Below are 24,938 nucleotides of genomic sequence, written 5' to 3'. Positions count from 1 at the left end.
CGCCGCACGAGATGTCGGACCGTTCTGGTGGAATGCCACCCATGACGGAATCGGCGGTGCGCACCAGGACGTCGGTTCCCCGTGCCCGGCTCGTGCACCGCCAGAACACGGTCCGCGAGGCCCGGGTGTGGGACGACGCCACGCAGCGGGTCCTCACCGCGCCGCCCCTCGGAATGGGCTGGAATCCCTGGCAGGTGCTCGGCGGCCCGGGAACGGGCAAGACGTCGCTTCTCGTGGACGTCGCGGTCGACCGGATCGCCGGTGGCGACGACCCGGAGTCGGTGCTGGTGCTGACGCAGTCGAAGCGAGCGGCCGGCCGAGTGCGCGAAGAGGTCACCGCCGCGCTCATCGGCCACGACGAGCACCACGGCCCCCGCGCCACGCGCGAACCGCTCGTACGCACCGTCCACTCCTACGCCTTCGCGGTGCTGCGACTGCAGGCCGCCGCCCACGGAAATCCGCCCCCGCGCCTCATCACCGGCGCCGAGCAGGACGCCGTGCTGCGCGAGATGCTGCACGGCGACATCGCGGACGGCGGCGAGATGTGGCCCGAACGTCTGCGTCCCGCACTGGCACTGGGCGGCTTCGCCGTCGAATTGCGCGACCTCATGCTGCGCTCGAGCGAGCGCGGCCTCGGCCCCGAGGACCTGATCAAACTGGGTCGGCGGCACGCCCGTCCCGAGTGGGTGGCGGCGGGAATGTTCGCCGCCCGGTACGAGCACGGCATGCTGCTACGCGGAGCCGTCGGTGTCGAGGCCCCCGAGGCCACCGCGCCTGCGCTGGACGCCGCCGAACTGATCGGTGCGGCCCTCACCGCGTTCGCCACCGACCCGGACCTGCTGCGCACGGAGCGGGCCCGGGTGCGGCACCTGCTCGTCGACGACGCCCAGCACCTCGATCCGCAGGCCGCGGAACTCGTCCGGCTCGTCGGCACCGGTACCCGCACCACGGTCGTCGCCGGCGACCCGGACCAGTCGATCTACGGCTTTCGAGGGGCCGACCCGACATTCCTCGCCGAACTGGCCGACAAGGGTGATCCCCGGCAGGTGTTGCTGCCGGTCAACTTTCGCAGTACGGCGGAGGTCGCGACCACGGCAGCCCGGATCACGTCCCGGCTTCCGGGGCATCTGCCGCATCGGATCTGGAGCCCGGCGCGGGACGGCGGACGGACGTCGGTCCGGGTCCTGAGCACGGCGGCGAAGGAGGCTGCGCTCATCGCCGACACCCTGCGTCGCGCCCACCTCCTCGACGAGGTGCCGTGGTCGGAGATGGCGGTGATCGTGCGCTCGGTGCCGCGCGCCCTGGCGCCGCTGCGTCGTGCCCTGCTGGGTGCAGGTGTGCCCGTCACCACCGCGGCGTCCGAGTTGCCGCTGGCCCGTCAGCACGGGGTGTCGGGACTGATGCTCGTGCTGCGGGCGCTGTCGGGGCAGGAATTCACGGGCGAGGACGCACTCGCCCTGCTCGCCGGCCCCGTCGGCGGCGCAGAACCCGTGGCGCTCCGGCGTCTTCGCCGGGGCCTGCGGCGCGCCGAGCTGGCGTCCGGCGGCGACCGCGACTCCGCCGAGCTCCTCCGTCTCGTGCTGGTGGGCGAGACCGACAGCACCCGCAGGGTCACGGCCAAGCTGACCGACGTCGAAGCGGCATCCCTGAACCGGGTGCTGTCCGTGCTGCGCAAGGCGAAGGTGCCCCTGGACCGTGGGCGCGGCATCGAGGACGTGCTGTGGGCGGCATGGCAGGCCACCGGACTCGAACGCCGCTGGTCGGCGGCCTCCGCCCGCGGAGGTCCGATCGGGGCACAGGCCGACCGCGACCTCGACGCCGTGGTCGCCCTGTTCGACGCCGCGGCGAGTTACGTCGACCGTCTCCCGCGCGCACAGCTCGCCGGGTTCGTCGACTACCTCACCGGGCAAGCCATTCCCACCACGCGGAACGTCTCCGCCGTCCCGGTCGACGCCGTCTCGGTGCTCAGCGCCCACTCGGCTGCCGGCCGCGAATGGGACGTCGTCGCGGTCGCGGGTGTGCAGGAAGGGCTGTGGCCGAGCCTGCGGGCGCGCGGCAGCCTACTCGGCACCGAGGCGCTGATCGACCTGACCGCCGGAGTGTCCGACGGCAGCGAGACGGCCGCCGACCGGATGTCGCGCACCGCACCGCTCCTCGCCGAGGAACGCAGGCTGTTCCTGGTGGCGTGCAGCCGGGCGCGGCGGAGTCTGCTCGTCACCGCGGTCGACTCGGCCAGCGGCGACGCCGATCTCGTTCACTCCCGTTTCGTCGACGAGTTGCTCGCCGGCGACCAGGATTCGGACGTCGAGGAGGCGGTCGTGCAGGCGGAGGATCCGGCGACCCGGGTCCTGGCCCTGCCTGCCCTCGTCGCCGAATTGCGCAGCGTGGTCTGCGATCCGGACGTCGCGGAATCCGATCCCGCCCGGCAGGACCGTGCGGCGCGGCAACTCGCCCGGCTCGCCCACGCCGGAGTGCGCGGCGCACACCCGGACCAGTGGTATGGCACAGCCGAACCGAGCACCGGCGTGGCGTTGTGGAACGAGGAGGACGGCCCCGTGTCGCTGTCGCCGTCCACCGTCGACCTACTCGACACGTGCCCGTTGCGGTGGCTGCTCGAACGCCACGGCGGGACGGACGGCGACAACACCCACGCCATCGCCGGAACGCTCGTGCACACGCTGGTGCAGGCGCTCGCCGGCCGCATCCCGCCCGACCAGGTGGAACGCGCACTCGAGAACGCCTGGGACTCGATCGATCTGGGGTCTCAGTGGTACTCACGACGCGAACTCGACCGCACCCGGGACATGCTCGCCACGTTCACCGCCTGGCTCGGGAACACCCGATCCGAACTCACCGAGGTCGGTGTCGAGGTGGCAGTCGACGGTGTCCTGGAACCGCAGGAAGAGGGTTCCCCGACGATCCGGCTGCGGGGGCGGATCGACCGGCTCGAGCGCGATGCCGAGGGCAGGCCCGTCATCGTCGACGTGAAGACCGCCCGCTCACCCGTCACCAAGGACGACGCCCAGCAGCACGCACAGCTGGCGGCGTACCAGGTGGCGGCGGCGACCGGCGCGATCGACGGGGAGCCCGCGTCGAAACCCGGTGGGGCGCGGCTGGTGTTCGTCGCCAAACCGCACAAGAAGGAAGGCGCGACCCAGCGGGTGCAGGCACCGCTGTCGGACGAGGACCTCGAGACGTGGCTCGCGGTCATCCACGCGGCAGCGGCGGCCACCAAGGGGCCGGAGTTCCTCGCCCGCGTCAACGACGGTTGCCGGCACTGCCCGGTGCGCACGAGTTGCCCCGCGCACGACGAGGGACGGCAGGTGACGTCGGAATGACCGTCCGTATCGACCCGGTGGAACTCGCCATCGGCCTGGGGCAGCATCCACCGACCCCGGAGCAGGCCGCCGTCATCGCGGCGCCCCTCGGCCCGACCCTCGTCGTCGCGGGGGCAGGTGCGGGCAAGACCGAGACGATGGCGGCCCGCGTCGTGTGGCTGGTGGCCAACGGTGTCGTCGACCCCGAGGCGGTGCTGGGGCTCACGTTCACCCGGAAGGCGGCGCAGCAGCTGACCGCCCGGATCAGGAAACGCCTTGCCCGGCTGGCGGGTTCGGACCTGCTCCGCAGGGTCGACCCGAGCGGCGACCTGCGATCGCGGATCCTCGCGGGCGAACCGGAAGTCAGCACCTACCACTCCTACGCCGGGCGACTGCTGTCCGAACACGGGCTCCTGCTGCCCATCGAACCCTCGGCGACACTCCTGTCGGAGACGGAACTGTGGCAGCTGGCGCACCGGGTGGTCAGCTCGTGGGACGGCGACCTCGACACCGACCGGAATCCGGCGTCCGTCACCGAAGCCGTGCTCGCGTTGTCCGGGCAGCTGGCCGAGCACCTCGTCGAACCGGACGATCTGCGGGAGGCGCACACCGAACTCGACAAGCTCGTCCACACCCTGCCCGCCGGACCGCGACAGCGCGGGGGCCCCGGCAAGGAACTGCTCGACATCCTCGACACCCAGCACCGGCGGGTGGACCTCCTTCCCCTGGTACAGCGTCTCGCGGACACGCTGCGCCGCGAAGGTGCGCTCGACTTCGGCAGTCAGATGTCGCTCGCGGCACGCGTCGCCGCGGACCACCCCGAGGTCGGAGTCGCCGAGCGGACCCGCTTCCGGGTGGTGCTGCTCGACGAGTACCAGGACACGGGACACTCGCAGCGGGTGCTGCTGTCGTCCCTGTTCGGTGGCGGTCTCGACGGCGAACTCGCGCTCACCGCGGTGGGCGACCCCATGCAGTCGATCTACGGCTGGCGGGGTGCCTCGGCGGCCAACCTGCCCCGCTTTGCGACGGACTTCCCGCTGACGAACGGAGATCCGGCGCCGACCCTGGAACTGCTCACGAGCTGGCGCAACCCGCCGGAGGCCCTGGCGCTGGCCAACATGGCGTCGGCGTCCCTGCGTGAGCGGGGCGTGTCGGTCAGCACGCTGCGGGCGCGACCACAGGCCGTCCCGGGTGATGTGCGGCTGGCCCTCACCGGTGACGTCGTGCAGGAACGCGAATGGGTGGCCGACCGCATCGCCGAACAGTACGCGGATGCCACGAACCGGGGCGAGGACCCGCCGACCGCCGCGGTGCTGATCCGCCGCAACGCCGACGCCGCACCGATCGCGGAGGTGCTGCGGTCCCGGGGTCTGCCGGTCGAAGTGGTCGGTCTCGGCGGACTTCTCCACACCCCCGAGGTGGCCGACGTGATCGCGATGCTCCGGGTGGTCGCCGACCCGATGGCGGGCAGTGCCGCCGTGCGGATGCTGACCGGGGCGAGATGGCAGATCGGGGCCGCCGACCTGACGGCGCTGTCGCGGCGAGCCTCCGAACTGGCCATCGGAACCGGTTACGGCACCACCGGCGCCGTCACCGATTCGTCCGCACTGGCCGACGCCGTCGGCGAGGCGCTGCCCGGTGAACACGCCGAGCAGGCCGGGCTGGCGGACGCACTGGCGGATCCCGGTCCCGCCGAACGCTATTCGCAAGTCGGCTACGCACGGATCACCGCCGTCGCGGCGGAGTTGGCGTCTCTGCGGGAGCGGATCGGGCAGCCGCTCACCGAGCTGGTGGCCGAGGTCGAACGGGTGCTGGGTATCGGCATCGAGGCGCAGGCCCGGACGCGCCGGTCGGCGCGGGGGAGTGCGGGCCGCGAACATCTCGACGCCTTCGCCGACGTCGTCGCCGGGTACGCGAGTCGTACGTCGGCCACCGTCACCGGACTGCTCGCCTTCCTGTCGGCCGCGGAGTCGGTCGAAAAGGGTTTGGCGCCGGGCGAAGTCGAGGTGGACCCACACCGCGTCCAGGTGCTGACGGTGCACTCCGCCAAGGGGCTGGAGTGGGAAGTCGTGGCGGTACCGCACCTGACGGCCGGCGTCTTTCCCTCGCGGACGGCGTCCGGGTCCTGGCTCGGAGCCGTCGGTGAACTGCCGCCCTCGCTGCGCGGAGACCGTGCGCGGCCGGGGGAGTCGGCCGACGGCGTGCCCGTTCTCGAGCTCGAGAACCTGTACGACCGGAAAGACCTCGAGGAGGCCGTGAAGGCGCACAAGGCGGCGCTGGCGGCCCGCAAGCTCGACGAGGACCGCAGGCTGTTCTACGTTGCACTCACCCGCACCGAACGGGTGCTGTTCGCGTCGGGTCACCACTGGGCAGAATCCGGAACCGAGCCCAAGGGTCCGTCGGAGTTCCTCACCGAACTGCGTGACACGGTGACCGACGAGGAGCACGAGGGAATCGGGATCGTCGACATCTGGGCGCCCGCACCCGAACCCGACGAGCAGAACCCGCTGACCAGTACCCCCAAGTCGGCTGTGTGGCCGCGGGATCCGCTCGGGCTCCGCCGGGAGTCGGTCGAGCGCGGCGCGGCGTTGGTCGTCGCGGCGCTGAAGAGTGCCGGCGAGACGGCACCGGTGGGCGAGGACGACGATCCCGAGAACTGGGCAGCCGACGTCGACGCCCTTCTCGCCGAGCGGGAGGCGCGGGCGAACGCCCGCACCGAGGTGGTGTTACCCGGTCAATTGTCGGTGAGCCAGCTCGTCGAACTCGAAGCCGACCCGGACGCCCTGGCCGCCCGGCTGAGGCGTCCGCTGCCGTACCCGCCGAATCCACTCGCGCGGCGCGGTACCGCGTTCCACGCCTGGGTGGAGCGCCGCTTCGGGGCCACCCGGCTGCTCGACCTCGACGAGCTGCCCGGTGCCGCCGACACCGGAGCGGGCCCCGACACCGACCTCGCGACCCTGCAGGACGCGTTCCTGCGCTCGTCCTGGGCCGACCGCAACCCGACCGAGGTCGAGGTGCCGTTCGAGACGTCAGTGGCGGGGACGGTGCTGCGCGGCCGGATCGACGCGGTATTCACCGACCCCGACGGGGGGTGGACGGTGATCGACTGGAAGACCGGCGCCGAGCCGAGCGCGGCCAACGAGAAGGCCGTCGTGATGCAGCTGGCCGCGTACCGGCTGGCGTGGGCCGAACTGATGGACGTTCCGATCGAGCGGGTGCGCGCCGCGTTCCACTACGTGCGGACCGGACGGACGATCGCACCGGATCACCTGCCCGACGCCGACGCGCTCGCCCGTCTGCTCCGTTCCGCCGGTTCTCCCGAAGAGGAGTTCAGGCCCGACGCCGAGCCTTCAGCGACTCGGTGACCAACGGGATCTGCAACGGAAGACGCAGCAGCGCACCGGCTTTCTGCACGTTCGTCGTCGTGGAGCTCTTCACCCAGTCCACTGCGATGTTGACGTTGGCGGGGAAGACGGCGACGAACAGGAGAGCAGCGAGGCCGCCACCGAGCCGGCGGGTTCGCGGCACGGCGAGCGCGGTGCCGATGGCGAGCTCGGCGACCCCCGACGCGTACGTGTAGGTCCGGGCATCGCCCGGAAGTTGGGTGGGGACCGTGGAGTCGAAGAACTTGGGGGCGACGAAGTGCATCGTCCCCGCGCCGAGCAGCAGCGCGGCAAGGCGGAGTGCGGGCTTCTGGCTCGGTCGTGGTGTGTGGCTCTCTCGTTGCATGACGTCAGCTTGCCCGAACAACTCGGTACGCGACAACGAGGCTCCGACGTGTCACCGATGGGGCAATCGGGGTTAGGCTGCCAGCCGATGTCGGAGTTCAGTGCAACGTGGAGACGAACATATGGCCGGTAGGCTGCGTGAGAGATTGAGCAGGTCGGACACCCTGACCGACCGGCCTGACTTCGCGTTGGTGGGTGTACTCCGGATTCCGGAGCTGCAGACCAGTCCGGCGCGGGCGATCTACCGCCGCGTGGGTATCGCCCTCGCGGCGTTGGCGTTGGCGGTTCTCATCGTCTACATCGACCGGGCGGGCTACCGCGACGCGCAGGACAACGAACTGTCGCTGCTCGACTGCATCTACTACGCGACGGTGTCGTTGTCGACGACGGGCTACGGCGACATCACGCCGTTCACCCCGTCCGCGAGGCTCGTCAACGTTCTCCTGATCACGCCTCTTCGAATCTTCTTCCTCATCGTCCTGGTCGGTACGACTCTCTCCGCGCTCACGCAGAGCTCCCGGCAGGCGTTCAAAATTCAGCGTTGGAGGCAGCACGTGCGCAATCACACCGTGGTGATCGGCTACGGAACCAAGGGACGCACCGCGATCGACGCGATGCTCGGCGACGACGTTCCGCCGTCGGAGATCGTGGTGGTCGACACCGACCACGCGGTGCTCGACTCGGCGGCCAGCAAGGGCCTCGTCACGGTCCACGGGTCCGCCACCAAATCGGATGTGCTGCGGTTGGCGGGCGCGCAGAACGCGTCGGCGATCATCGTCGCGGCCAACCGTGACGACACCGCGGTGCTGGTGACGCTGACGGCGCGCGAGATCGCACCGAAGGCGAAGATCGTCGCGGCGATCCGCGAATCCGAGAACACGCATCTGCTCCGGCAGTCCGGCGCCGATTCGGTCGTCGTGTCCTCCGAGACCGCGGGCCGGCTCCTCGGCATCGCCACGAAGACACCGAGCGTCGTCGAGATGATGGAGGACCTCCTGACTCCGGAGGCCGGTTTCGCGATCGCGGAACGCCCCGTGGAGCGGGACGAGATCGGCGGCTCCCCGCGTCACCTCGCGGACATCGTGCTCGGTGTGGTGCGGGAGGGGCGGTTGATCCGGGTCGGCTCGCCGGAGGTCGATTCGATCGAGGAGAACGACCGACTGCTGTACATCCGTCGGGTCGCCAACTGATCGGCAGTAGTGTCGACGGCGTGACTGCATTCCGGCTGAACGACACCCCGCTCCTGTCCCGCTCCGCCGTCGGGCGGGCCGAGGAATTGCGTTCGGACACGGACGCGCTGCGAGCGGGCTGGCGGGATGCGCTGCTACTGCGCGTCAATCACCGCGGACAGGTGCGGGTGGGCGACGACGGCCTGGTGTTCGCGGACGCCACCGAACTCGGCCCCGAGCCGCAACGGGGGGCGGTCTTCCTCGGCATCCGCAAGGATCGGCACGTGTGGGCGGTGCGGGTGCAGGCGCTGACCGGTGAGCTGGCCGATCTCCGGATGCTGGGCGGGACGCTGGACGACGCGGACGCCGGGGTACTCACCGGGGCCCTCGCGATGCTCAACTGGCACGACAGCGCAGGCTTCAGTGCGCTCGACGGCGCGCCGTCGGAGCCGACGATGTCGGGATGGTCGCGGATCTCGACGAGCACCGGGCACGAGGAATTTCCCCGCACCGATCCGGCGGTCATCTGCCTCGTGCACGACGGCGGAGATCGCGTCCTGCTGGCCCGGCAGCCCACGTGGCCGGCGCGGCGGTTCTCGATCCTGGCCGGATTCGTCGAGGCCGGTGAATCGCTCGAAACGTGCGTCGTCCGGGAGATCAAGGAAGAAGTGGGGGTCGACGTCCGTGACGTGCGCTACCTCGGCAGCCAGCCGTGGCCGTTTCCCCGTTCGGTGATGATCGGGTTCGCGGCCGTCGGCGATCCCGACGCCCCGCTGACGTTCGCGGACGGCGAGATCGCCGAGGCCCGGTGGTTCACTCGGGACGAGGTGCGCACGGCACTCGAACTCGGCGACTGGGCGTCGGACACCGACGCCCCGCTGCTGCTCCCCGGCTCGATTTCCATCGCGCGCGGAATCATCGAGTCCTGGGCGGGAGCAGCGACGGAGTCCTAGACGCCGAGGAGCTTCTTGACCTGCGACAACGACGGGTTGGTCGCGGTGCTGCCGTCGGCGAACTTGACGGTGGGGACCACGTGGTTGCCGCCGTTGACGCTGCCGACGAACTCCGCCGATGCCGGATCGTCCTCGATGTCGATCTCCATGTAGCCGATGCCGGATTCGTCCAGCTGCGTCTTCAGGCGCCGGCAGTAGCCGCACCAGGTGGTGGAGTAGATGGTCAGGGCGGGGGTGTCGGTAGCAGTCACGGCGGATATAACACCACGACTCCGTCGTGTGTTCCCACTGCGGTGTTCGTCCGCTTCGCGCCGTGTCGGTTGCCCCTGTCATGATGGACGCCATGTCAGCAGCCGGCGCAGCAGAGGTGACGAGTACCGGTCTCGATCCCGAACAGTCCGCAGCGGTACTCGCTCCCCGGGGTCCGGTGTGTGTGCTGGCGGGGGCCGGAACAGGGAAGACCCGGACCATCACCCGGCGTATCGCGCACCTCGTGGCCAGTGGGCACGTCGCCGCGGGGCAGGTGCTGGCGGTGACGTTCACGGCTCGCGCGGCAGGCGAGATGCGTGGCCGGCTGCGCAGCCTGGGGATCGGCGACGGGGGAGCGCAGGTTCAGGCGCGCACGTTCCACGCCGCCGCGCTGCGGCAGCTGAGGTACTTCTGGCCGCAGGTGATCGGCGACACGGAGTGGCGGCTGCTGGACCGCAAGTTCGCGGTCGTGTCGTCCGCCGCCGGACGGGTCGGACTGTCCACCAGCACAGAGAGCGTCCGCGACCTGGCGAGCGAGATCGAATGGGCCAAGGCCTCGCTGATCGCGCCGGAGGACTACCCGCGCGCGGTGGCGAAGTTGCGCCGGGAGGCGCCGGTCGACGCCGCGAAGGTCGCCGAGGTATATCACGGCTACGAGCAGCTGAAGGCCCGCGGCCAGGACGGGATGCTCCTCGATTTCGACGATCTCCTGCTCCACACGGCGGCGGCGCTCGAGGAGCATTCCGCTGTCGCCGAGGAGTTCCGCGACCGGTACCGGTGCTTCGTCGTGGACGAGTACCAGGACGTCACTCCGCTGCAGCAGCGAGTCCTCGACGCCTGGCTCGGGGAGCGGGACGACCTCACCGTCGTCGGTGACGCCAACCAGACCATCTATTCGTTCACCGGCGCCACACCCAACTACCTGCTCGACTTCTCGCGCCGGTTCCCGGAGGCCACCGTCGTGCGCCTCGAGCGCGACTACCGTTCGACCCCCGAGGTCGTGTCGATGGCGAACCGGGTGATCGGAGCGGCCCGCGGCAGGATCGCGGGCACCCGCCTGCAGCTGATCGGGCAACGCGACTCCGGGCCGGAGCCGAGTTTCGTCGAGTTCGACGACGAGCCGGCCGAGGCAGCCGGGGTGGCGCGCACGATCAAGCGGCTCATCGCCTCCGGCACTCCGGCCGCGGAGATCGCGGTCCTGTACCGGATCAACGCCCAGTCCGAGGTACATGAGCAGGCGCTGACGAAACTCGACATCCCGTACCAGGTCCGGGGCGGTGAGGGATTCTTCACCCGCACCGAGGTGCGTCAGGCCGTGGCGGCGCTGCGCCAGGCCGCTGGTCGTGACGACCTGCCGGATGCGGTCGGCGCCGACCTGGTCACGCTCGTCCGCGCCGTCCTCGCTCCGCTGGGGCTGACCGACGCGGAACCGGCGGGTGCGCAGGCTCGCGAACGGTGGTCGTCGCTGTCGGCGCTGGTCGCGCTCACCGAGGAACAGCTGACCCAGGATCCGGAGTTGACCCTCGACGCGCTGTTGCGCGAACTGAGTCTGCGGGCCGAGGCGCGGCATCCACCCTTCGTGCAGGGTGTGACACTCGCATCCCTGCACGCCGCCAAGGGGCTCGAGTGGGACGCCGTGTTCCTCGTCGGGCTCACCGACGGAACGCTGCCCATCCAGCACGTGCTCGGCGACTCCAACTCGGCACCGGACGAGGCGGCCGTCGAGGAGGAACGCCGGTTGCTGTACGTCGGCGTGACCCGCGCCCGGGAGCACCTGCAGATGTCGTGGGCACTGTCCCGGAACGAGGGCGGCCGCAAGTCGCGGCGCCGTTCGCGATTCCTGCACGGACTCATCCCCGAAGATTCACCGGCCTCGCGGATCGCGGCGCCCGTCAAGAGCAACAAGAAGCGTCCACGGTGCCGGCTGTGCGGAAAACAGCTGATCGGGACGACCTCGACCATGCTCGGTCGCTGCGAGGGGTGCCCGTCCAATGTCGACGTGGAACTGCTCGAATCGCTGCGGTCGTGGCGTCTCGAGAAGTCGCGGGAGCTGAAGGTTCCGGCGTACGTGGTGTTCAGCGACAACACGTTGACGGCTCTCGCCGAGCAGCGGCCGCAGGACGATCGCGGGCTCGTCGCGATCCCCGGGATCGGTGCGAAGAAGCTCGAGCAGTTCGGCGAGGACGTCCTCGGTGTGATCAAGGGAAGCGGTAGTCTCTGAACGACTCCCACGCGGCAGGGGAGTAGTGCGCATCACTGCAGGTCAAAAATAGGTTGTGCGGTTCTGGAGAATTGCCTACTGTGGTTTCAGTGCGCGGGGAGACCCGTGTGGTTCACATCGGATCGAGAAGAAATGGAGGTGGCAGTGAAATGACGAAGTTCCAAGCACATGAGACGGCAGTCGCTGCTGCCTCCGCGCTGTTCGGCATGAACGCGGCGGAAACGGCACCGGCGATTGTCTGGTCGGCAGCCCGTCGTCGTCCCGCAGCAGCAGTCGAGTCCGTGTATCGGAGTTGTCGAGGAATTCCTCGGTAGATCAACTCCCACCGTCTTTTCAAGGCCACGGACCCGCATCGCGGACCGTGGCCTTTGTAGTTCGAGCACTTTTCCCGCTCGCAGCCTCGGCTCTGGTTCGCACCCACTTCATCGAACCGAAGAGATTGACCGTCGCAATGAGAGCAGAGGAGAAGGACGTGTCTACCGTGACATGCCGAGGGGTATCCGAAACCTCAACCGCCACAAGCGGATTTGTTCAGATAGTGTCCGCGCGTGGTGACCTGCCCTGCCGGGTCGATGATCCCGACCTGTGGTTTGCGGACTCTCCCACCGAGCTGGAACAGGCGAAGGCGCTGTGCGCGTCCTGCCCGATCCGCTCCCGCTGCCTCGACGCGGCCCTCGATCGGGGTGAGCCGTGGGGCGTGTGGGGTGGGGAGATCTTCGACCAGGGCGTCGTGATCGCACGCAAGCGTCCCCGGGGACGTCCACGCAAGACGCAGACTCTGGTCTGTGCGTAGAAACCGGTACGGGGCGGGGGATTCGGGCTCAGACGGTGTCTTCGTCCTCGGGAGCGGGGTCGGCGAACCCGGGGAGCCACCGCGTGAGGATCTCCATGTACGGCGCGTATGCGTCCAGCTGAGCGCAGATTCCCACCGAGCCGACGAGAACCCGGAAGATCATCAGATACTCGGCGGGCAGATTCAGTGCCCGGGCCGTCCGGAACTGCGCACTGTTGAAGTCGGTCGCGGAACCCGCGGCCTTCTGCAGCCAGGCGCGGGTGAAGTGGAACGATTCGGTGCGGATCGGGTCGGTGACGGGACGCAGGTAGTCCGCGATCTCCTTGTCGGTGACCGTTCGGCCGGGCAGGACGAATCCGTTGGCGTGCAGCAACTCCGTCAGTTCGTCGAACTGCTCGTGGAGCGCCAGCCGGACCATGGACCCGAGCACCGGGGGTAGCCCGTGCGGAAACGGCGCCGCGGCACCGAAATCGATGACACCGAGGCGGCCGTCGCTGTGCAGCATGAAGTTACCCGGATGCGGGTCGCAGTGGAGCAGGCCGACGCGGGTGGGGGAGGCGAAGTGGAACTCCGCGAGCAGTGCGCCCGCGGTGTTGCGTTCCTCGGGGGTGCCGTCGGCGATGATGGCCGACAGCGGCTTCGCCGACATCCATTCGGTGACCACCACCTTGGGGGCACTGGCGACCACGTGCGGAATCGCGAACTGCGGATCCCCGTCGTACACCTTGGCGAAGCGGCGCTGATTGTTCGCCTCGATCCGGTAGTCGAGCTCTTCCTCGGTGCGGGCCGTGAACTCGTCGATGACCGGGCGCACGTCGACGCCGGGCATGACCGAGGCGAACAGTCCCGCGAACCGGCCGAGAGTCTTCAGGTCGGCGCGCAGGGCCTCGTCCGCGCCGGGGTACTGAACCTTGACGGCCACGTCGCGACCGTCGGCCCACACCGCGCGGTGTACCTGGCCGATGCTGGCCGATGCGGTCGGGGTGTCGTCGAACGACTGGAACCGGTCACGCCACTTGGTGCCCAGCTGCTGGTCGAGCATTCTGTGCACGGCCCGCGCGGGCAGGGGAGGCGCCTGCGCCTGCAGCTTGTTCAGCGATTCACGGTACGGCTCCGCGAACTCCTCGGGGATCGCCGCCTCCATGACGCTGAGCGCCTGCCCGAGTTTCATGGCGCCGCCCTTGAGTTCGCCGAGGACCGCGAACAATTGCTCGGCCGCCTTCGCGCTCAGCTGGGCGTCGATCTCGTCCTTGTCGCCGCCGGTCAGCTTCCGGCCGAAGCCCATCGCAGCACGCCCCGCGATCCCCAACGGGATGCTCGCGAGTTTGGCGGTGCGGGCGGAACTCCTGCGGGGGATGTCGGACACCCCACCATCATGCATCATGACCGAAGGCGGTTCGATTCGCCCACAGCGGGTGCCAGGTACGTGCAGCTGCAGCTCGCCTGCCGCGGCCAGCGCCGGGTCACCAGCCGGTGCGCGCCGAGATCGATCTCGAGCGTCGCGTCGAGACTGCTGGGCGGCGCGCCTCGCGGGGCGGCCAAGACGGCCTCGAGCTGGCCGAGGGCGACTGCGGCCGTGGCCATGATGACGGCGGGGCTCGCGTGCCCGACCGTCCCGAGGAGCTGAGCGGACAGGTGCGGCCAGTCCTCGTCGTACGCTGCACGGAGGAGATCGGCGCACCGCAGGCACCTGGTGTGGCCCGGGAGCACGAGCGGGCCGACCACACCGCGGCCGTCACGCAGCCGGACCTGCAGGTGCGGTATCCCGTTCTGGACCAGATCCGCGACGAGCCGAGGTTCGGCCACCAGATCGTCCGCGAGCACGACGCACAGGGCGTTCCACCGCCGGACGTCGCCGTCGGCGGAATAGCGGAAGGAGCGGGAGACCCGAATGCCGCCGTCCGTGAGCCCGGCCGACACCGCATCCGACAGCGGTCCGCGCCCGTGCACGCGGATCGTGACCGTGTCCGCGACGGGAGATGTGCCGGCGACATCGATCAGACCCGCCCGGTCGAGGTCGCCGAGAAGCTTCGACACGTCGGTGGGCGCCAGGCCGTACCCGACGGCAGCCCACAGAATGTGCGGCCGCGAATTCTTGCCGTCGAGAAGCCGGACGACGGCGAGGAGTTGCTCGGTGCGGACCCCGGGAGGCGGGGCGAGTACGAGAGCGCGCTCGGGATCCCAGCCGAACTGCACCCGCCCGTCGGGGCGGACGAGTACGGCGATCCGGGGATCGAGAGTGACACCGACGTGGGGTGTGGGCTGGATGGTCACACGCTGAGGATCGCAGGCCACGACCGGGCCTCAGCGCCGAAAACGCGAGTTGTCCACAGGCCGAAACGTACTTCGACCTGTGGATTTCCCGTTATTGCAAAGTGGTGGGATCAGCAGGTCAGGACTCGGGCTCGTCGTCCTTGCCGGACTTGCCGCGTTCGGCCTCCTCGGCCCGCTCGCGGGCCTCGGTCGCCTCCAGTTGCGCCATCGGATTGTCGAAGTCGCCGCCGTCGCCGCCTCCGAGCACACGTTCGACGAACGCATCCGGGCTGTCGAGATCGGACGAGTCGGGCAACAGGTCGGGGTGGGCCCACACACCGTCACGGGCGTCGACGGTCGACTCGGACGTGAGGCGAGTCCACAGCTGCGCGGCCTCCCGGACCTTGCGGGGACGCAGTTCGAGTCCGACCAGCGTCGCGAACGTCTGTTCGGCGGGTCCGCCGGTCGCACGCCTGCGGCGCAGCGTCTCGCTCAGGGCCGCGACGCCGGGGAGGCGGTCGTTCAGCGCCGACGCGACGACGACCTCGACCCAGCCCTCGATGAGGGCGAGCAGCGTCTCGAGTCGCTCGAGCGCCTGCTTCTGCTCGGGCGTGGTCTGCGGTTCGAACGCACCCTGCTGCAGGATGTTCTCGAGCTGCGACGGATCGGTCAGCGCGGACGGGTCGAGTCCCTTCGCCATGTCCTCGATGGCCGAGAAGTCCATCGTGATGCCGCGGGCGTATTCCTCGACGGTGGCGAGGAGACGCTGACGCAGCCACGGAACGTGGCTGTACAGGCGCTGGTAGGCGGCCTCACGCGCGGCGAGGAACACGAGGATCTCGCGGTCGGGCTGTTCGAGCCCCTTGCTGAACCGCTCCACCGCGGCGGGAAGCAGTGCGCCCGTGCCTGCCGGACCGAGGGGGAGACCGATGTCGGTGGAGGTCAGCACCTCCTTCGACAGCTGGCCCAGGGCCTGGCCGAGCTGGGAGCCAAAGGCGAGGCCACCCATCTGGCTCATCATGCCGATCATCGGCCCGGCCATCTGCTGCGCTTCCTCGGGCAGCCCCTGCACCCACATCCCGGACACCTTCTCCGCGACGGGGTCGCACAGCCGCTTCCAGGTGTCGAGGGTGTTGTCGAGCCAGTCGTTGGGCGTCCACGCGACGGTCTTCGTCGCGCCCGCCGGCAGCGTCGTCGCGGCGTCGAGCCACAGTTCCGCGAGCCGTGAGGCATCGGCGATCGCCTCGGAGTTGCCCTGCGTGATGGGTGCGACGGACCCCATCTGCTGGCGCGCGAGTTTCTTCGCGATCTCGTAGTTGACCGGGCCGGTCTGCTCACCGGACCCCATCGACGTGCCCATCCCGCTCAGCATCTGGCCGAACTGGGTCAGCATTTGACCGAGGGAGGCCGGATCGAAGCCCCCGGCGGGGAAACCACCCGCCCCGAAACCGAAGTCGTCGGAACCGCCCGCGTTCTTGTCGCGGTCGGGCCCGTTCTGATCCCCCGTGTTCTTGTCACGATCGGGATCGTCGTCGGGTTTGGAGAAGCCGAAGGGCGGATTGCTCATGACTCAACGGTACAAGGCGCATGGTTCCGTGGCTGTCCACCTCGTCACGCTGACGGCGAACACGCGGACGGCCGACAGTCGTGTCCGCGGGTTCGCGCTCTACGCTGGTCCAGGTGAATCGACGGATCGTGACGCTTCTGGCTGCGCTGGCCCCGATCGTGGTACTCGGAATTCTCGGCACGGTGATCACGGTGCCGTACGTGGCCCTCGGGCCGGGACCCACGTTCAACACACTCGGCGAAGTAGGTGGTGAAGAAGTCGTCGCCGTCGAGGGCACGGAGGTCGACGACACCACCGGCCACCTCAACATGACGACGGTCGCCGTGCGCGACGACCTCAACGTGTTCGAAGCGTTCGGATTGTGGGCCAGTGGGCGCCAGGGCATCGTCCCCCGCGAGGAGGTCTACCCGCCGGACAAGTCGAAGGACGAGGTCAAGCAGGAGAACGACGCCGACTTCCAGCAGTCGGAGGACAGCGCGGAACTCGCGGCACTCCATTTCCTGGGCAAGCCGGTGGACCTGCGGATCGCCAAGGTCGGTGAGGACGGCCCCTCCCAGGGACTGCTGCGCGAGGGCGACGTGCTGGTGAGTGTCGACGGAAAGCCGGTGTCGACGGTCGGTGGCGTGCAGGAGGCGGTGGCCGATGTGCCCCCGAACACGGAGGTGCCGATCGTGATCCGGCGCGACGGCGCCGAGACGACGGTGCGGGTGGTGCTCGGCGCACGCCCGGACGACGAGTCCAAGGGCTACCTGGGGATCACTCCCGAGGAGATCCCGGACGTCCCGTTCACGATCGACTTCAACCTCGCCGACGTGGGCGGCCCCTCGGCAGGTCTCATGTTCACCCTCGCCGTGATCGACAAACTCAGCCCGGGCGAACTCAACGGCGGCAAGTTCGTCGCCGGCACCGGCACGATCGACTCCGACGGCGACGTCGGGCCCATCGGCGGCATCAAGTACAAGTTGATCGCCGCGGAGGAGGCAGGCGCCGAGACGTTCCTCGTGCCGGCGAAGAACTGCGACGAGGCACGCCAGGGTGCGCCCGACGGGCTCCGGCTGGTGAAGGTCGAGAACCTCGACGGAGCCGTCGATGCGCTCGAGGCCATCAATACCGGAGCGGACGCGCCGCACTGCTGAGCGGTCAGTCCTCCTCGGTCGCGTCGAGGGTGGCGTACAACGCGCTGATGAGATTCGGTGCCAGATCCTCGTAGGTGAGAAGTTCGATCCCGGCGTACGGGTCGGCGTCCTCGTCGGGGCGCAACTGCATCAGGCACAACGACGGTCCGTCGCGCAGCACGGCGGCGATCAACCGGGCGGACCGGCGGTCGGGATGCGACTCGGCCGCGGCCCGCGCGGCGTCGTCGGCGGCGTCGCGATCGGACAGCAGGGGGACGAGCGCGTCGTCGAGATCGGACTCCGCCTCGGGCGGCAGAACGACGATCTCCTGAACGAGTGCGCACCCCACCACGGACTCCGGCCAGCTGGTGGTGGCGAGGAACTCGTCGAGTGCGCGCGACCCGCCGTCGATGTCGTCGGGGAACGGATCCTGTTCCACCGGGGTCAATTCCGCGCCGTCGGCGAGTTGGTCGAGCAGGCTCGGTTCGGCGGCCGCGAGCAGTTCGGTCGGGACGAGTGCGAACATCTGGGGCGGCTGATCCCACCCTCCGGCATCGACGAATTCGACCACCTCGCGCACACAGCGGGCGAGGGCGTCCGTCTCTCGGTTCACATTCTCTTCACTCACGAGACCCATCTTCGCACCCCCGGAACAGGACCGACGGCCGCATCTCTCGGTTGTTACGTAGAGTGGGACGAAACGGTCACGCCCGTGCTGTTCGGGTGTGGACGAACGAACGGTGCAGTTGATCGCGGCGCGTCAGCGTCGCCGAGTTCTTGGAGTGTGGCACGTGGGCATGCGGCCCCCCGCAGGTTTACCGTCGTTGTCCAAACGCAGCCGAGTGCTGCTGGTGCTGGCGCTTGTCGTCGCTGCCCTGTTGCTGGTGGGCCCTCGGCTCATCAGTACCTACACGGACTGGTTGTGGTTCGGTGAGGTCGGATTCCGTGGTGTCTTCACCACGGTCCTCGTCACCCGTCTGCTCCTCTTCCTCGTAGTCGGGGTCGTGGTCGGCGGAATCGTCTGGCTGGCACTGCTGCTCGCCTACCGTTCGCGGCCGGTGTTCGTCCCGGTGTCGGGTCCCAACGATCCGGTGGCGCGGTACCGAACCACGGTGATGACTCGGCTGCGCCTGTTCGGCCTGGCCATTCCGATCGCGGTGGGACTGCTCGCCGGGCTGATCGCCCAGTCCAGCTGGGTGACGGTGCAGTTGTTCGTCAACGGCGGCGCGTTCGGCGTCGCCGATCCCGAATTCGGCCTCGACGTCGGCTTCTACACGTTCGATCTGCCGTTCTACCGGTTCGTCCTCAACTGGCTGTTCGTCGCGGTTCTGCTGGCGTTCTTCGCGAGCCTGGTGACCCACTACATCTTCGGCGGGCTGAAGCTGGCGGGCCGGGGCGGGGCACTGACCAATGCGGCGCGAGTCCAGTTGGCGGTGCTCGCGGGAACGTTCATTCTTCTCAAGGCCGTCGCGTACTGGTTCGACCGTTACTCGCTGCTGTCGAGCAGCCGCAAGGAACCCACGTTCACCGGTGGTAGCTACACCGACATGAATGCGGTGCTGCAGGCGAAGTTGATCCTGCTGGCCATCGCGGTCATCTGCGCGGGCGCGTTCTTCGCGGCGATCTTCCTCCGCGATCTGCGGATTCCCGCAATGGCGACAGCGCTTCTCGTGCTCTCCTCGATCCTGGTCGGCGCCGTGTGGCCGCTCGTGGTCGAGCAGTTCTCGGTGCGTCCCAACGCAGCCGACAAGGAGAGCGCGTACATCGAGCGGAACATCGCCGCCACGCGGCAGGCGTACGGCATCACCGACGACAAGGTCGAGTACCAGGACTATCAGGGGTACGGAACGAAGCCGCCGCGGGACGTGCCCGCCGACGTCACGACCATCGAGAACACGCGACTACTCGATCCGAACATCCTGTCGCGGACGTTCACCCAGCAGCAGCAGTTGAAGAACTTCTACGGGTTCCCGCCGACGCTCGACATCGACCGGTACGACATCGACGGGCAGTTGCGTGACTACATCGTCGCGGCCCGCGAGTTGTCGTCCAAGAGCCTGACGGGCAACCAGACGGACTGGATCAACAAACACACCGTTTACACGCACGGCAACGGACTGGTCGCGGCCCCCGCGAACCGGGTGAACGCCGCTGCCGGCGAGTCCGCCGAGGAAGCCGCGAACAGCAACAGCGGTTACCCCGTCTACATGGTCAGTGACATCGCCTCGCAGGAGGCGGGTAACCAGGTCATCCCGGTCGAGCAGCCGCGTATCTATTACGGCGAGGTCATCGCCGACACGGACGCCGACTACGCGATCGTCGGCGGATCCCAAGGCTCGGATCCGCGGGAGTACGACACCGACACCTCGCGCTACACGTACACCGGTTCGGGTGGTGTGCCGATCGGCAACTGGTTCAACCGGCTGGCGTTCGCGGCCAAGTACACCGAGCGCAACATCCTGTTCTCCGGTGCCATCGGTTCGGATTCCAAGATCATCTACAACCGGGACCCACGGGACCGTGTCACGCACGTCGCCCCGTGGCTGACCGCGGACGGCGACTCGTACCCGGCCGTCGTCGACGGCAAGGTCGTGTGGATCGTGGACGCCTACACCACCCTGCAGGACTACCCGTACGCCCAGCGCAGTTCGCTCGACGGACTCGTCGAGGACAGCATCGACCAGAACACCGGCCGCCTGCTGCCCCGTAAGGAGGTGTCCTACATCCGCAACTCGGTGAAGGCCACCGTCGACGCGTACGACGGCACCGTGAAGCTCTACCAGGTGGACCAGAACGATCCGGTGCTCGATGCGTGGATGGGTGTCTTCCCGGATGCGGTTCAGCCGGCGGATTCGATTCCCGACGAACTGCGTGCGCACTTCCGCTATCCCGAGGACCTGTTCAAGGTGCAGCGCGAGATGCTCGCCAAGTACCACGTGGACGATCCGAAGGAATTCTTCACCAACAACGCGTTCTGGTCGGTGCCGAGCGACCCCACGATCGACACGAGCGCGAACCAGCCGCCGTACTACGTGCTGGTCGGTGATCCCGAGACCGGGAAACCGTCGTTCAATCTGACCAGTGCGATGGTGGGTTACAGTCGCGAGTTCCTGTCCGCATATCTGTCGGTGAAGTCGGATCCGGAGAATTACGGCAAGTTCACGGTGCTCCAGTTGCCGACGGACACGCAGACCCAGGGCCCGCAGCAGACGCAGAACTCGATGATCTCGGATCCCCGGGTGGCATCGGAGCGAACCCTGCTCGAGAGATCGAACAAGATTCAGTACGGCAACCTGCTGACCTTGCCGATCGCGGACGGCGGCATCCTCTATGTCGAACCGATGTATACGGAGCGAAGTTCGACGGGCCCGAACACGTCGACGTTCCCGCAGCTGTCCCGAGTGCTCGTGAGCTACCGCGAGCCACCGCCGAGTAACAGTGTGCGTGTCGGGTACGCCCCGACGTTGGCGCAGGCGCTCGACCAGGTGTTCGGTGCCGGCACGGGCTCGGTGGCGACGGCACCCAGTGCGGAAGAAGGGACGCCCCCGGAGTCCGGCACCACGCCGCCGGTCGATCAGGGTGCGGCACCGGCGCCGACCGCCCCGGCGACACCGCCGTCCGGCACGGATGTCTCGGCGGCCGTGGCGGAGTTGGACGCGTCGCTCGACGCGTTGACGTCGGCGCAGCGCAGCGGTGACTTCGCGGCCTACGGCGCAGCGCTTGCTCGCGTCCAGAAGGCGGTCGCCGCGTACGAGGCGATCCCGAAGTAGAGGCGCTTCAGCCGCAGGCAGAACGAGGCCCTGTCATCCGAACCGGATGGCAGGGCCTCGTCGTGCGAGCGGAAGATCAGCGCAGTGCGTCGACCAACTGCGGGTTGGTGTCCACCAGCTGCTGGAACTGCTGTCCGTAGCCGTTCTGCTCGGCGACCTGACGCGCGGCGTCGAGCGCCTGCTGTGCGGCGGGCTGGACCGGGGCGGGTGCCTGAACCTGAGCCGGAGCGGCGGGGGCGGGAGCCGGGGTGGGCTCCGGAGCGGGGGCCGGAGCCTCGGCGACGTCGCCGCCACCGGTGGACAGGTACTGACCGCACACCGGCCATGCACCCTGGCCCTGGGTCGCGAGAACATTCTCGGCGACGCGGACCTGCTCGGCCTTGCTGGCGTTCGATGCCGAGCCGGTGCCGCCGTTGGCCTCCCAGGTGCTCTGCGAGAACTGCAGGCCGCCGTAGTAGCCGTTTCCGGTGTTGATTCCCCAGTTGCCGCCGCTCTCGCACTGGGCGACGCCGTCCCAGTTGTGGGAAGCGGCGGAGGCGGTGCCGGTGCTCAGTCCGAGCGGGACGGCGACGACGGCTCCGGTGACGGCGATCCAGCCGAGGGCACGCTTGCTGATGCTGTGATTGGTCATGCGGGGTCAATCCTCTCCGCGCTTGCTGGCGTGGCCGGCCTGCGGGTGACGACGTTCGCGTCGTCACGCCGGGCTGCGATTTTGTGCCGCGTCCCTGCCCCTCGAAGGTTTCGGGGATTCCGAACCCGCGGGGCAGAGCTAGCAGCGGCGGGCCGGCTTTCGCCCGGTTGTTTCGGGCCGAGAGCGACCGTACGGGAGCTTTGCCCGCAGTTCACCTGGCGAAAATGGTGGACAGCTGTCCGGCGGCGAAGGCGAATTTTCCCTGTTGTTCCAGGTCAACGCGCCTCGATATCGTTTCGGAGTCCATTCGTTACCCCACTGTTATGTGGTGGGGATCACCACGAATTTGTGCAGCGGCTCACGTCGAAATGGCGGGGAAACGGATCCCGGTGGTGTAGGACGGAGCCTTGCAATGCAGGAGTGCCCCGCGCGCAGTCGTGCTGCGCGCGGGGCACTTCGAGCAAGGTGCGGATCAGAGGTACTGTCCGCAGACCGGCCAGGCGCCGGGTCCCTGGGTTGCCAGGACGTTCTCGGCGACGCGGATCTGCTCCTCGCGCGAGGCGTTGGCCGGCGAGCCGGAGCCACCGTTCGCCGCCCAGGTGCTGTCGGTGAACTGCAGACCGCCCGAGAAGCCGTTTCCGGTGTCGGCGCCCCAGTTGCCGCTGCTCTCGCACGCTGCAACGGCGTCCCAGTCTCCGGAAGCGGCCGATGCGGTGCCGGTGCTCAGACCGAGCGGCACTCCGATGACTGCTCCGGTGAGTGCGATTGCGCCCATGGTCCGCTTGACGATGCTGGAATTGGTCATGTGGTTGTTTCCTCTCCGCGCCTGCTGACGAGGTGGTGGTGCGGTAACGGCTGGTGTGCCGACCCGGTGGTCGATCTGTCCTCGTCCCTGCCCCTCGAGGTGTCGGGATTCCGAATCCCGCGGGGGCAGGTCGAGCTGCGGCGGGTCGGCGTTGCCCGGTAGTTTCGGGCTGGCAACGAACGTACGCGGTGATCACGGAATGGTCACGGGTCGATTTTCTGTGACGGGCGTCCAAATACTGGGACGAACGACCGCTGTTTTCCCAGGTCGTCCCCGAAGTTTCAGGTTTCGGCAGCGTTACAGATTTGGCACGAAATGTGACGAGCGTCATAACATTCAGGTAACGGATGTGACTCGAGTGGTGCTGAAAGGTTGCTACTCGGACGCTTTCCGGGCGATTTGCAATCCGTTCGTTCGCTCGTGTAACTTTGTTCATGCAACGCGGGGTGGAGCACCTGTCCCCGCTACCACCGAAGAACCGGCGTCCTGGAATCCAGGACGCCGGTTCTTTTTGTCTCCGCTCGCCCCCGTCGGGGCGGTTCTCACATCCGCGTCGTTCGGACCAGCAATCCCGCCACATGGGCGCATGCTGCTGCCCGCGCTCCGACCGCGTCGCCGGACTCGATGGCGCCGACGATCCGCTCGTGCTCGGTGACGGCCAGCCTCCGATTCAGATCCGCACTCCACATGTCCGACCGGTACAGATGTGATTGCCCGTCCAACCGCAGGAGGGCTTCGCTCAGTGGCTTGTTGCGGGCGGTTTCCCGGATGAGGGTGTGGAATTCGAGGTCGAGCCGTGAATCGCGGCGCTGATCGGCGGGCCCGTCCAGCAGCTCACGTTGGACCTGCACCATCTTCTTCAATTGCTGCACCGTCTCGTGGGTGGCAGCGGTAGTCGCGTGAAATGCGGCGAGCCCGTCGAGTACCTCGCGGACCTCGAAGACGGCGCGGATCGAGTCCGCGTCGAGAGAATCGACCTTGGCGCCCGCATTGCGGGTGTAGACCGCGATGCCCTCGTAGATGAGTTGCTGCACGGCCTCCCGGACGGGGGTACGGCTGACGTTCAGTTTCGCGGCCAGCGCCGGAACGCTGAGTGGCGTACCGGGGGGCAGTTCGCCGGAGAAGATCTGTTCACGAAGAGTGTCGTGAACGGATTCGGTGAGCAGGGCTCGTTCCGTGTGTGTCATCGATCCTTCCGAACCCTTCCTCGAGGCGGGTCGTGACCTCGCCGCCCGGCCCGGCTCCTGCGTCGACTCTATTCGATCGCCGGCGGGAGGGCGCCCCACCGACTGATCCTGCTAGCGGGCGGACAGGACCCGCGCGGCTTCGCGAAGTGCCGCAGTCGGTTTGACGCCCGCCTTCAGGCCGGCGACCTTGGCCGCGATGTTCTCCGCGACCGTGATCGGCGGATATCCCGGCTCCCCGTCGACGAGAGTCCCGGGGAGCGGTTCGATCACGGCGTCGTGGTTCCCGTCGAAGAAGAACGCCGCGGATCGCCGGCGAATGATCTGCCCGTCGGTGACGGGCGGATTCACCCGATGCACGGTCGAGCGCCACCGGTCGTTGGTCCACCGGGCCATGGCGTCGCCGAGGTTGATGAGAAACGCGTCGTCGGCGGGCTGCGCATCGTGCCACGCGTTGTCGGAGCCGAGGATCTGCAGGCCGGGAACCTGATCGGCCCAGAGAATCGTGAGAATACCGAAGTCGGTGTGGGCGCCCATGCCGGTGGCATCACCGTCGAATGCGACCTCGCCCTCGGGAAGCGCATAGTTGTTCATCTTCAATGCGTTGATCGAATGGTCGACCATCGCGTCGAAGTATCCCGGTTCCACCCGAAGGGCATCGGCGAACGCGGCCATGAGAATTCGCGCCAGTTCCTGGGCGTGCGCGAAGTACTCCTGCACCCCGCTGTGGAAGGACGGGGCGTCGTCCGGCCAGGTGTTGGTGGCGTAGCTGGTCTCGGGGACTTCGACGTCGGGGTAGTCGGTGGTCTCGGTTCCGACGACGAAGGCTTCGTAGAAATCGTTCATCCTGTTCGCGGACTCCACCCCGAGGCTCATGCTCAGGGACTCGGACGCGGGCGGCGAGTACCCGCGGTTCTCGGAGGAGGAGCGCCGGTACTTCTTCTTGGTCTCGAGCGGGAGTCCGAAGAATTCGTCGAGTGCACTGGCCAGGCGGTCGACCGTCGCTTCGGGAATCCGGTGACCGACGATCTGGACGAAACCGACCTCACGGCAGGCGGTGTCGAGTTCCGCCGCCACACGTGCGCATTCGGCACTGTTGTGGGCGCGGGCTCCCTCGGCGAGATACGCGCTGATGTCGACGGTCGGGACGGTGAACGGGGAAGTGGGCATGACGGCCTTTCGG

The 24,938-nt window shown here is 68.5% G+C and carries 17 protein-coding genes and 1 pseudogene; 8 read left to right on the top strand and 10 right to left on the bottom strand.

Annotation, left to right across the window (positions count from 1 at the left end; all coding sequences use genetic code 11):
- Positions 1 to 41: 41 nt before the first annotated feature.
- Positions 42 to 3,338: an ATP-dependent helicase gene (locus tag AZG88_RS03975; protein WP_061041163.1), complete on the top strand. Its 3,297-nt coding sequence runs from the start codon at positions 42 to 44 to the stop codon at positions 3,336 to 3,338.
- The gene (locus tag AZG88_RS03970) at positions 3,335 to 6,682 is read left to right on the top strand and encodes an ATP-dependent helicase (protein WP_005240158.1); all 3,348 of its coding nucleotides are present in this window, start codon (positions 3,335 to 3,337) and stop codon (positions 6,680 to 6,682) included. Before AZG88_RS03975 ends, AZG88_RS03970 begins: the two co-directional genes overlap by 4 nt.
- Here AZG88_RS03970 and AZG88_RS03965 read toward each other — a convergent pair.
- The gene (locus tag AZG88_RS03965; RefSeq protein ID WP_061041161.1) at positions 6,648 to 7,046 is read right to left on the bottom strand and encodes a DoxX family protein; all 399 of its coding nucleotides are present in this window, start codon (positions 7,044 to 7,046) and stop codon (positions 6,648 to 6,650) included. The two genes, AZG88_RS03970 and AZG88_RS03965, sit on opposite strands and share 35 nt — an antisense overlap.
- Positions 7,047 to 7,167: 121 nt before the next feature.
- On the opposite strand from AZG88_RS03965, the gene AZG88_RS03960 reads away from it, so the two are divergent.
- Together AZG88_RS03960 and nudC are read left to right on the top strand one after the other, a co-directional pair.
- Complete coding sequence (locus AZG88_RS03960; RefSeq protein WP_005259666.1) at positions 7,168 to 8,235, top strand: potassium channel family protein; 1,068 nt, start codon at positions 7,168 to 7,170, stop codon at positions 8,233 to 8,235.
- A 20-nt stretch (positions 8,236 to 8,255) separates the two neighbouring features.
- Entirely contained in the window at positions 8,256 to 9,167 is a 912-nt protein-coding gene (nudC, locus tag AZG88_RS03955; RefSeq protein ID WP_005240164.1) for an NAD(+) diphosphatase, read from the top strand.
- Here the strand turns inward: nudC and AZG88_RS03950 are convergent.
- Positions 9,164 to 9,418, bottom strand: a complete 255-nt coding sequence (locus tag AZG88_RS03950; protein WP_005240166.1) for a mycoredoxin — start codon at positions 9,416 to 9,418, stop codon at positions 9,164 to 9,166. The two genes, nudC and AZG88_RS03950, sit on opposite strands and share 4 nt — an antisense overlap.
- An 80-nt stretch (positions 9,419 to 9,498) precedes the next feature.
- Here AZG88_RS03950 and AZG88_RS03945 point away from each other — a divergent pair, with 80 nt between their 5' ends.
- Both AZG88_RS03945 and AZG88_RS03940 read left to right on the top strand, forming a co-directional pair.
- Positions 9,499 to 11,637 (top strand): ATP-dependent DNA helicase UvrD2, encoded by a 2,139-nt coding sequence (locus AZG88_RS03945; protein WP_061041160.1) that lies wholly within the window; start codon positions 9,499 to 9,501, stop codon positions 11,635 to 11,637.
- Between the two features lie 451 nt (positions 11,638 to 12,088).
- Entirely contained in the window at positions 12,089 to 12,430 is a 342-nt protein-coding gene (locus tag AZG88_RS03940; protein ID WP_016883149.1) for a WhiB family transcriptional regulator, read from the top strand.
- A 28-nt stretch (positions 12,431 to 12,458) separates the two neighbouring features.
- Here the strand turns inward: AZG88_RS03940 and AZG88_RS03935 are convergent, their stop codons facing one another.
- The 3 genes from AZG88_RS03935 to AZG88_RS03925 all read right to left on the bottom strand — a co-directional run bounded on the left by AZG88_RS03935 (position 12,459) and on the right by AZG88_RS03925 (position 16,250).
- Positions 12,459 to 13,814 (bottom strand): ABC1 kinase family protein, encoded by a 1,356-nt coding sequence (locus tag AZG88_RS03935; RefSeq protein ID WP_005564833.1) that lies wholly within the window; start codon positions 13,812 to 13,814, stop codon positions 12,459 to 12,461.
- The gene (locus tag AZG88_RS03930) at positions 13,811 to 14,704 is read right to left on the bottom strand and encodes a hypothetical protein (protein ID WP_061041187.1); all 894 of its coding nucleotides are present in this window, start codon (positions 14,702 to 14,704) and stop codon (positions 13,811 to 13,813) included. The genes AZG88_RS03935 and AZG88_RS03930 overlap by 4 nt, the downstream gene beginning before the upstream one ends.
- Before the next feature lie 118 nt (positions 14,705 to 14,822).
- The gene (locus AZG88_RS03925; protein WP_005240179.1) at positions 14,823 to 16,250 is read right to left on the bottom strand and encodes a zinc-dependent metalloprotease; all 1,428 of its coding nucleotides are present in this window, start codon (positions 16,248 to 16,250) and stop codon (positions 14,823 to 14,825) included.
- Positions 16,251 to 16,363: 113 nt separating this feature from the next.
- On the opposite strand from AZG88_RS03925, the gene AZG88_RS03920 reads away from it, so the two are divergent.
- Positions 16,364 to 17,386 carry a YlbL family protein gene (locus tag AZG88_RS03920; RefSeq protein WP_037179365.1) on the top strand — a complete coding sequence of 341 codons (1,023 nt, stop codon included), beginning with the start codon at positions 16,364 to 16,366 and terminating at the stop codon, positions 17,384 to 17,386.
- A gap of 4 nt (positions 17,387 to 17,390) precedes the next feature.
- Here the strand turns inward: AZG88_RS03920 and AZG88_RS03915 are convergent, their stop codons facing one another.
- Positions 17,391 to 18,002, bottom strand: coding sequence for a PPA1309 family protein (locus AZG88_RS03915; protein WP_005240184.1), 612 nt, complete (start codon positions 18,000 to 18,002; stop codon positions 17,391 to 17,393).
- Between the two features lie 154 nt (positions 18,003 to 18,156).
- On the opposite strand from AZG88_RS03915, the gene AZG88_RS03910 reads away from it, so the two are divergent.
- On the top strand, positions 18,157 to 21,135 hold the full coding sequence (locus AZG88_RS03910; RefSeq protein WP_025432310.1) for a UPF0182 family protein: 2,979 nt from the start codon (positions 18,157 to 18,159) through the stop codon (positions 21,133 to 21,135).
- Between the two features lie 76 nt (positions 21,136 to 21,211).
- On the opposite strand, the gene AZG88_RS03905 is transcribed toward AZG88_RS03910, so the two are convergent.
- The 4 genes and pseudogenes from AZG88_RS03905 to AZG88_RS03890 all read right to left on the bottom strand — a co-directional run bounded on the left by AZG88_RS03905 (position 21,212) and on the right by AZG88_RS03890 (position 24,925).
- Positions 21,212 to 21,766 carry a transglycosylase family protein gene (locus AZG88_RS03905; RefSeq protein WP_005240188.1) on the bottom strand — a complete coding sequence of 185 codons (555 nt, stop codon included), beginning with the start codon at positions 21,764 to 21,766 and terminating at the stop codon, positions 21,212 to 21,214.
- A gap of 475 nt (positions 21,767 to 22,241) precedes the next feature.
- Positions 22,242 to 22,571 (bottom strand): annotated as a pseudogene (locus AZG88_RS03900) (transglycosylase family protein); the annotation flags it as partial.
- 542 nt (positions 22,572 to 23,113) lie between these two features.
- Positions 23,114 to 23,758, bottom strand: coding sequence for a GntR family transcriptional regulator (locus tag AZG88_RS03895; RefSeq protein ID WP_061041159.1), 645 nt, complete (start codon positions 23,756 to 23,758; stop codon positions 23,114 to 23,116).
- Between the two features lie 111 nt (positions 23,759 to 23,869).
- A complete protein-coding gene (locus AZG88_RS03890; RefSeq protein ID WP_061041158.1) occupies positions 23,870 to 24,925 on the bottom strand; it encodes an isopenicillin N synthase family dioxygenase in 1,056 nt (351 codons plus the stop codon).
- Between the last annotated feature and the right edge of the window lie 13 nt (positions 24,926 to 24,938).

It is taken from the genome of Rhodococcus sp. LB1 (assembly GCF_001583455.1).
GTDB classification, from domain to species: Bacteria; Actinomycetota; Actinomycetes; order Mycobacteriales; family Mycobacteriaceae; genus Rhodococcus_F; species Rhodococcus_F opacus.
This window is presented reverse-complemented; position numbering and strand designations above follow the sequence as displayed.

Bases quoted from the DNA above. Each gene is read 5' to 3' on its own strand.
- AZG88_RS03915 (WP_005240184.1), bottom strand. From the start codon at position 18,002: ATGGGTCTCGTGAGTGAAGAGAATGTGAACCGAGAGACGGACGCCCTC.
- AZG88_RS03975 (WP_061041163.1), top strand. From the start codon at position 42: ATGACGGAATCGGCGGTGCGCACCAGGACGTCGGTTCCCCGTGCCCGG.
- AZG88_RS03960 (WP_005259666.1), top strand. From the start codon at position 7,168: ATGGCCGGTAGGCTGCGTGAGAGATTGAGCAGGTCGGACACCCTGACC.
- AZG88_RS03935 (WP_005564833.1), bottom strand. From the start codon at position 13,814: ATGATGCATGATGGTGGGGTGTCCGACATCCCCCGCAGGAGTTCCGCC.
- AZG88_RS03965 (WP_061041161.1), bottom strand. From the start codon at position 7,046: ATGCAACGAGAGAGCCACACACCACGACCGAGCCAGAAGCCCGCACTC.
- AZG88_RS03940 (WP_016883149.1), top strand. From the start codon at position 12,089: ATGAGAGCAGAGGAGAAGGACGTGTCTACCGTGACATGCCGAGGGGTA.
- AZG88_RS03905 (WP_005240188.1), bottom strand. From the start codon at position 21,766: ATGACCAATCACAGCATCAGCAAGCGTGCCCTCGGCTGGATCGCCGTC.
- AZG88_RS03890 (WP_061041158.1), bottom strand. From the start codon at position 24,925: ATGCCCACTTCCCCGTTCACCGTCCCGACCGTCGACATCAGCGCGTAT.
- AZG88_RS03970 (WP_005240158.1), top strand. From the start codon at position 3,335: ATGACCGTCCGTATCGACCCGGTGGAACTCGCCATCGGCCTGGGGCAG.
- AZG88_RS03925 (WP_005240179.1), bottom strand. From the start codon at position 16,250: ATGAGCAATCCGCCCTTCGGCTTCTCCAAACCCGACGACGATCCCGAT.
- AZG88_RS03895 (WP_061041159.1), bottom strand. From the start codon at position 23,758: ATGACACACACGGAACGAGCCCTGCTCACCGAATCCGTTCACGACACT.
- AZG88_RS03945 (WP_061041160.1), top strand. From the start codon at position 9,499: ATGATGGACGCCATGTCAGCAGCCGGCGCAGCAGAGGTGACGAGTACC.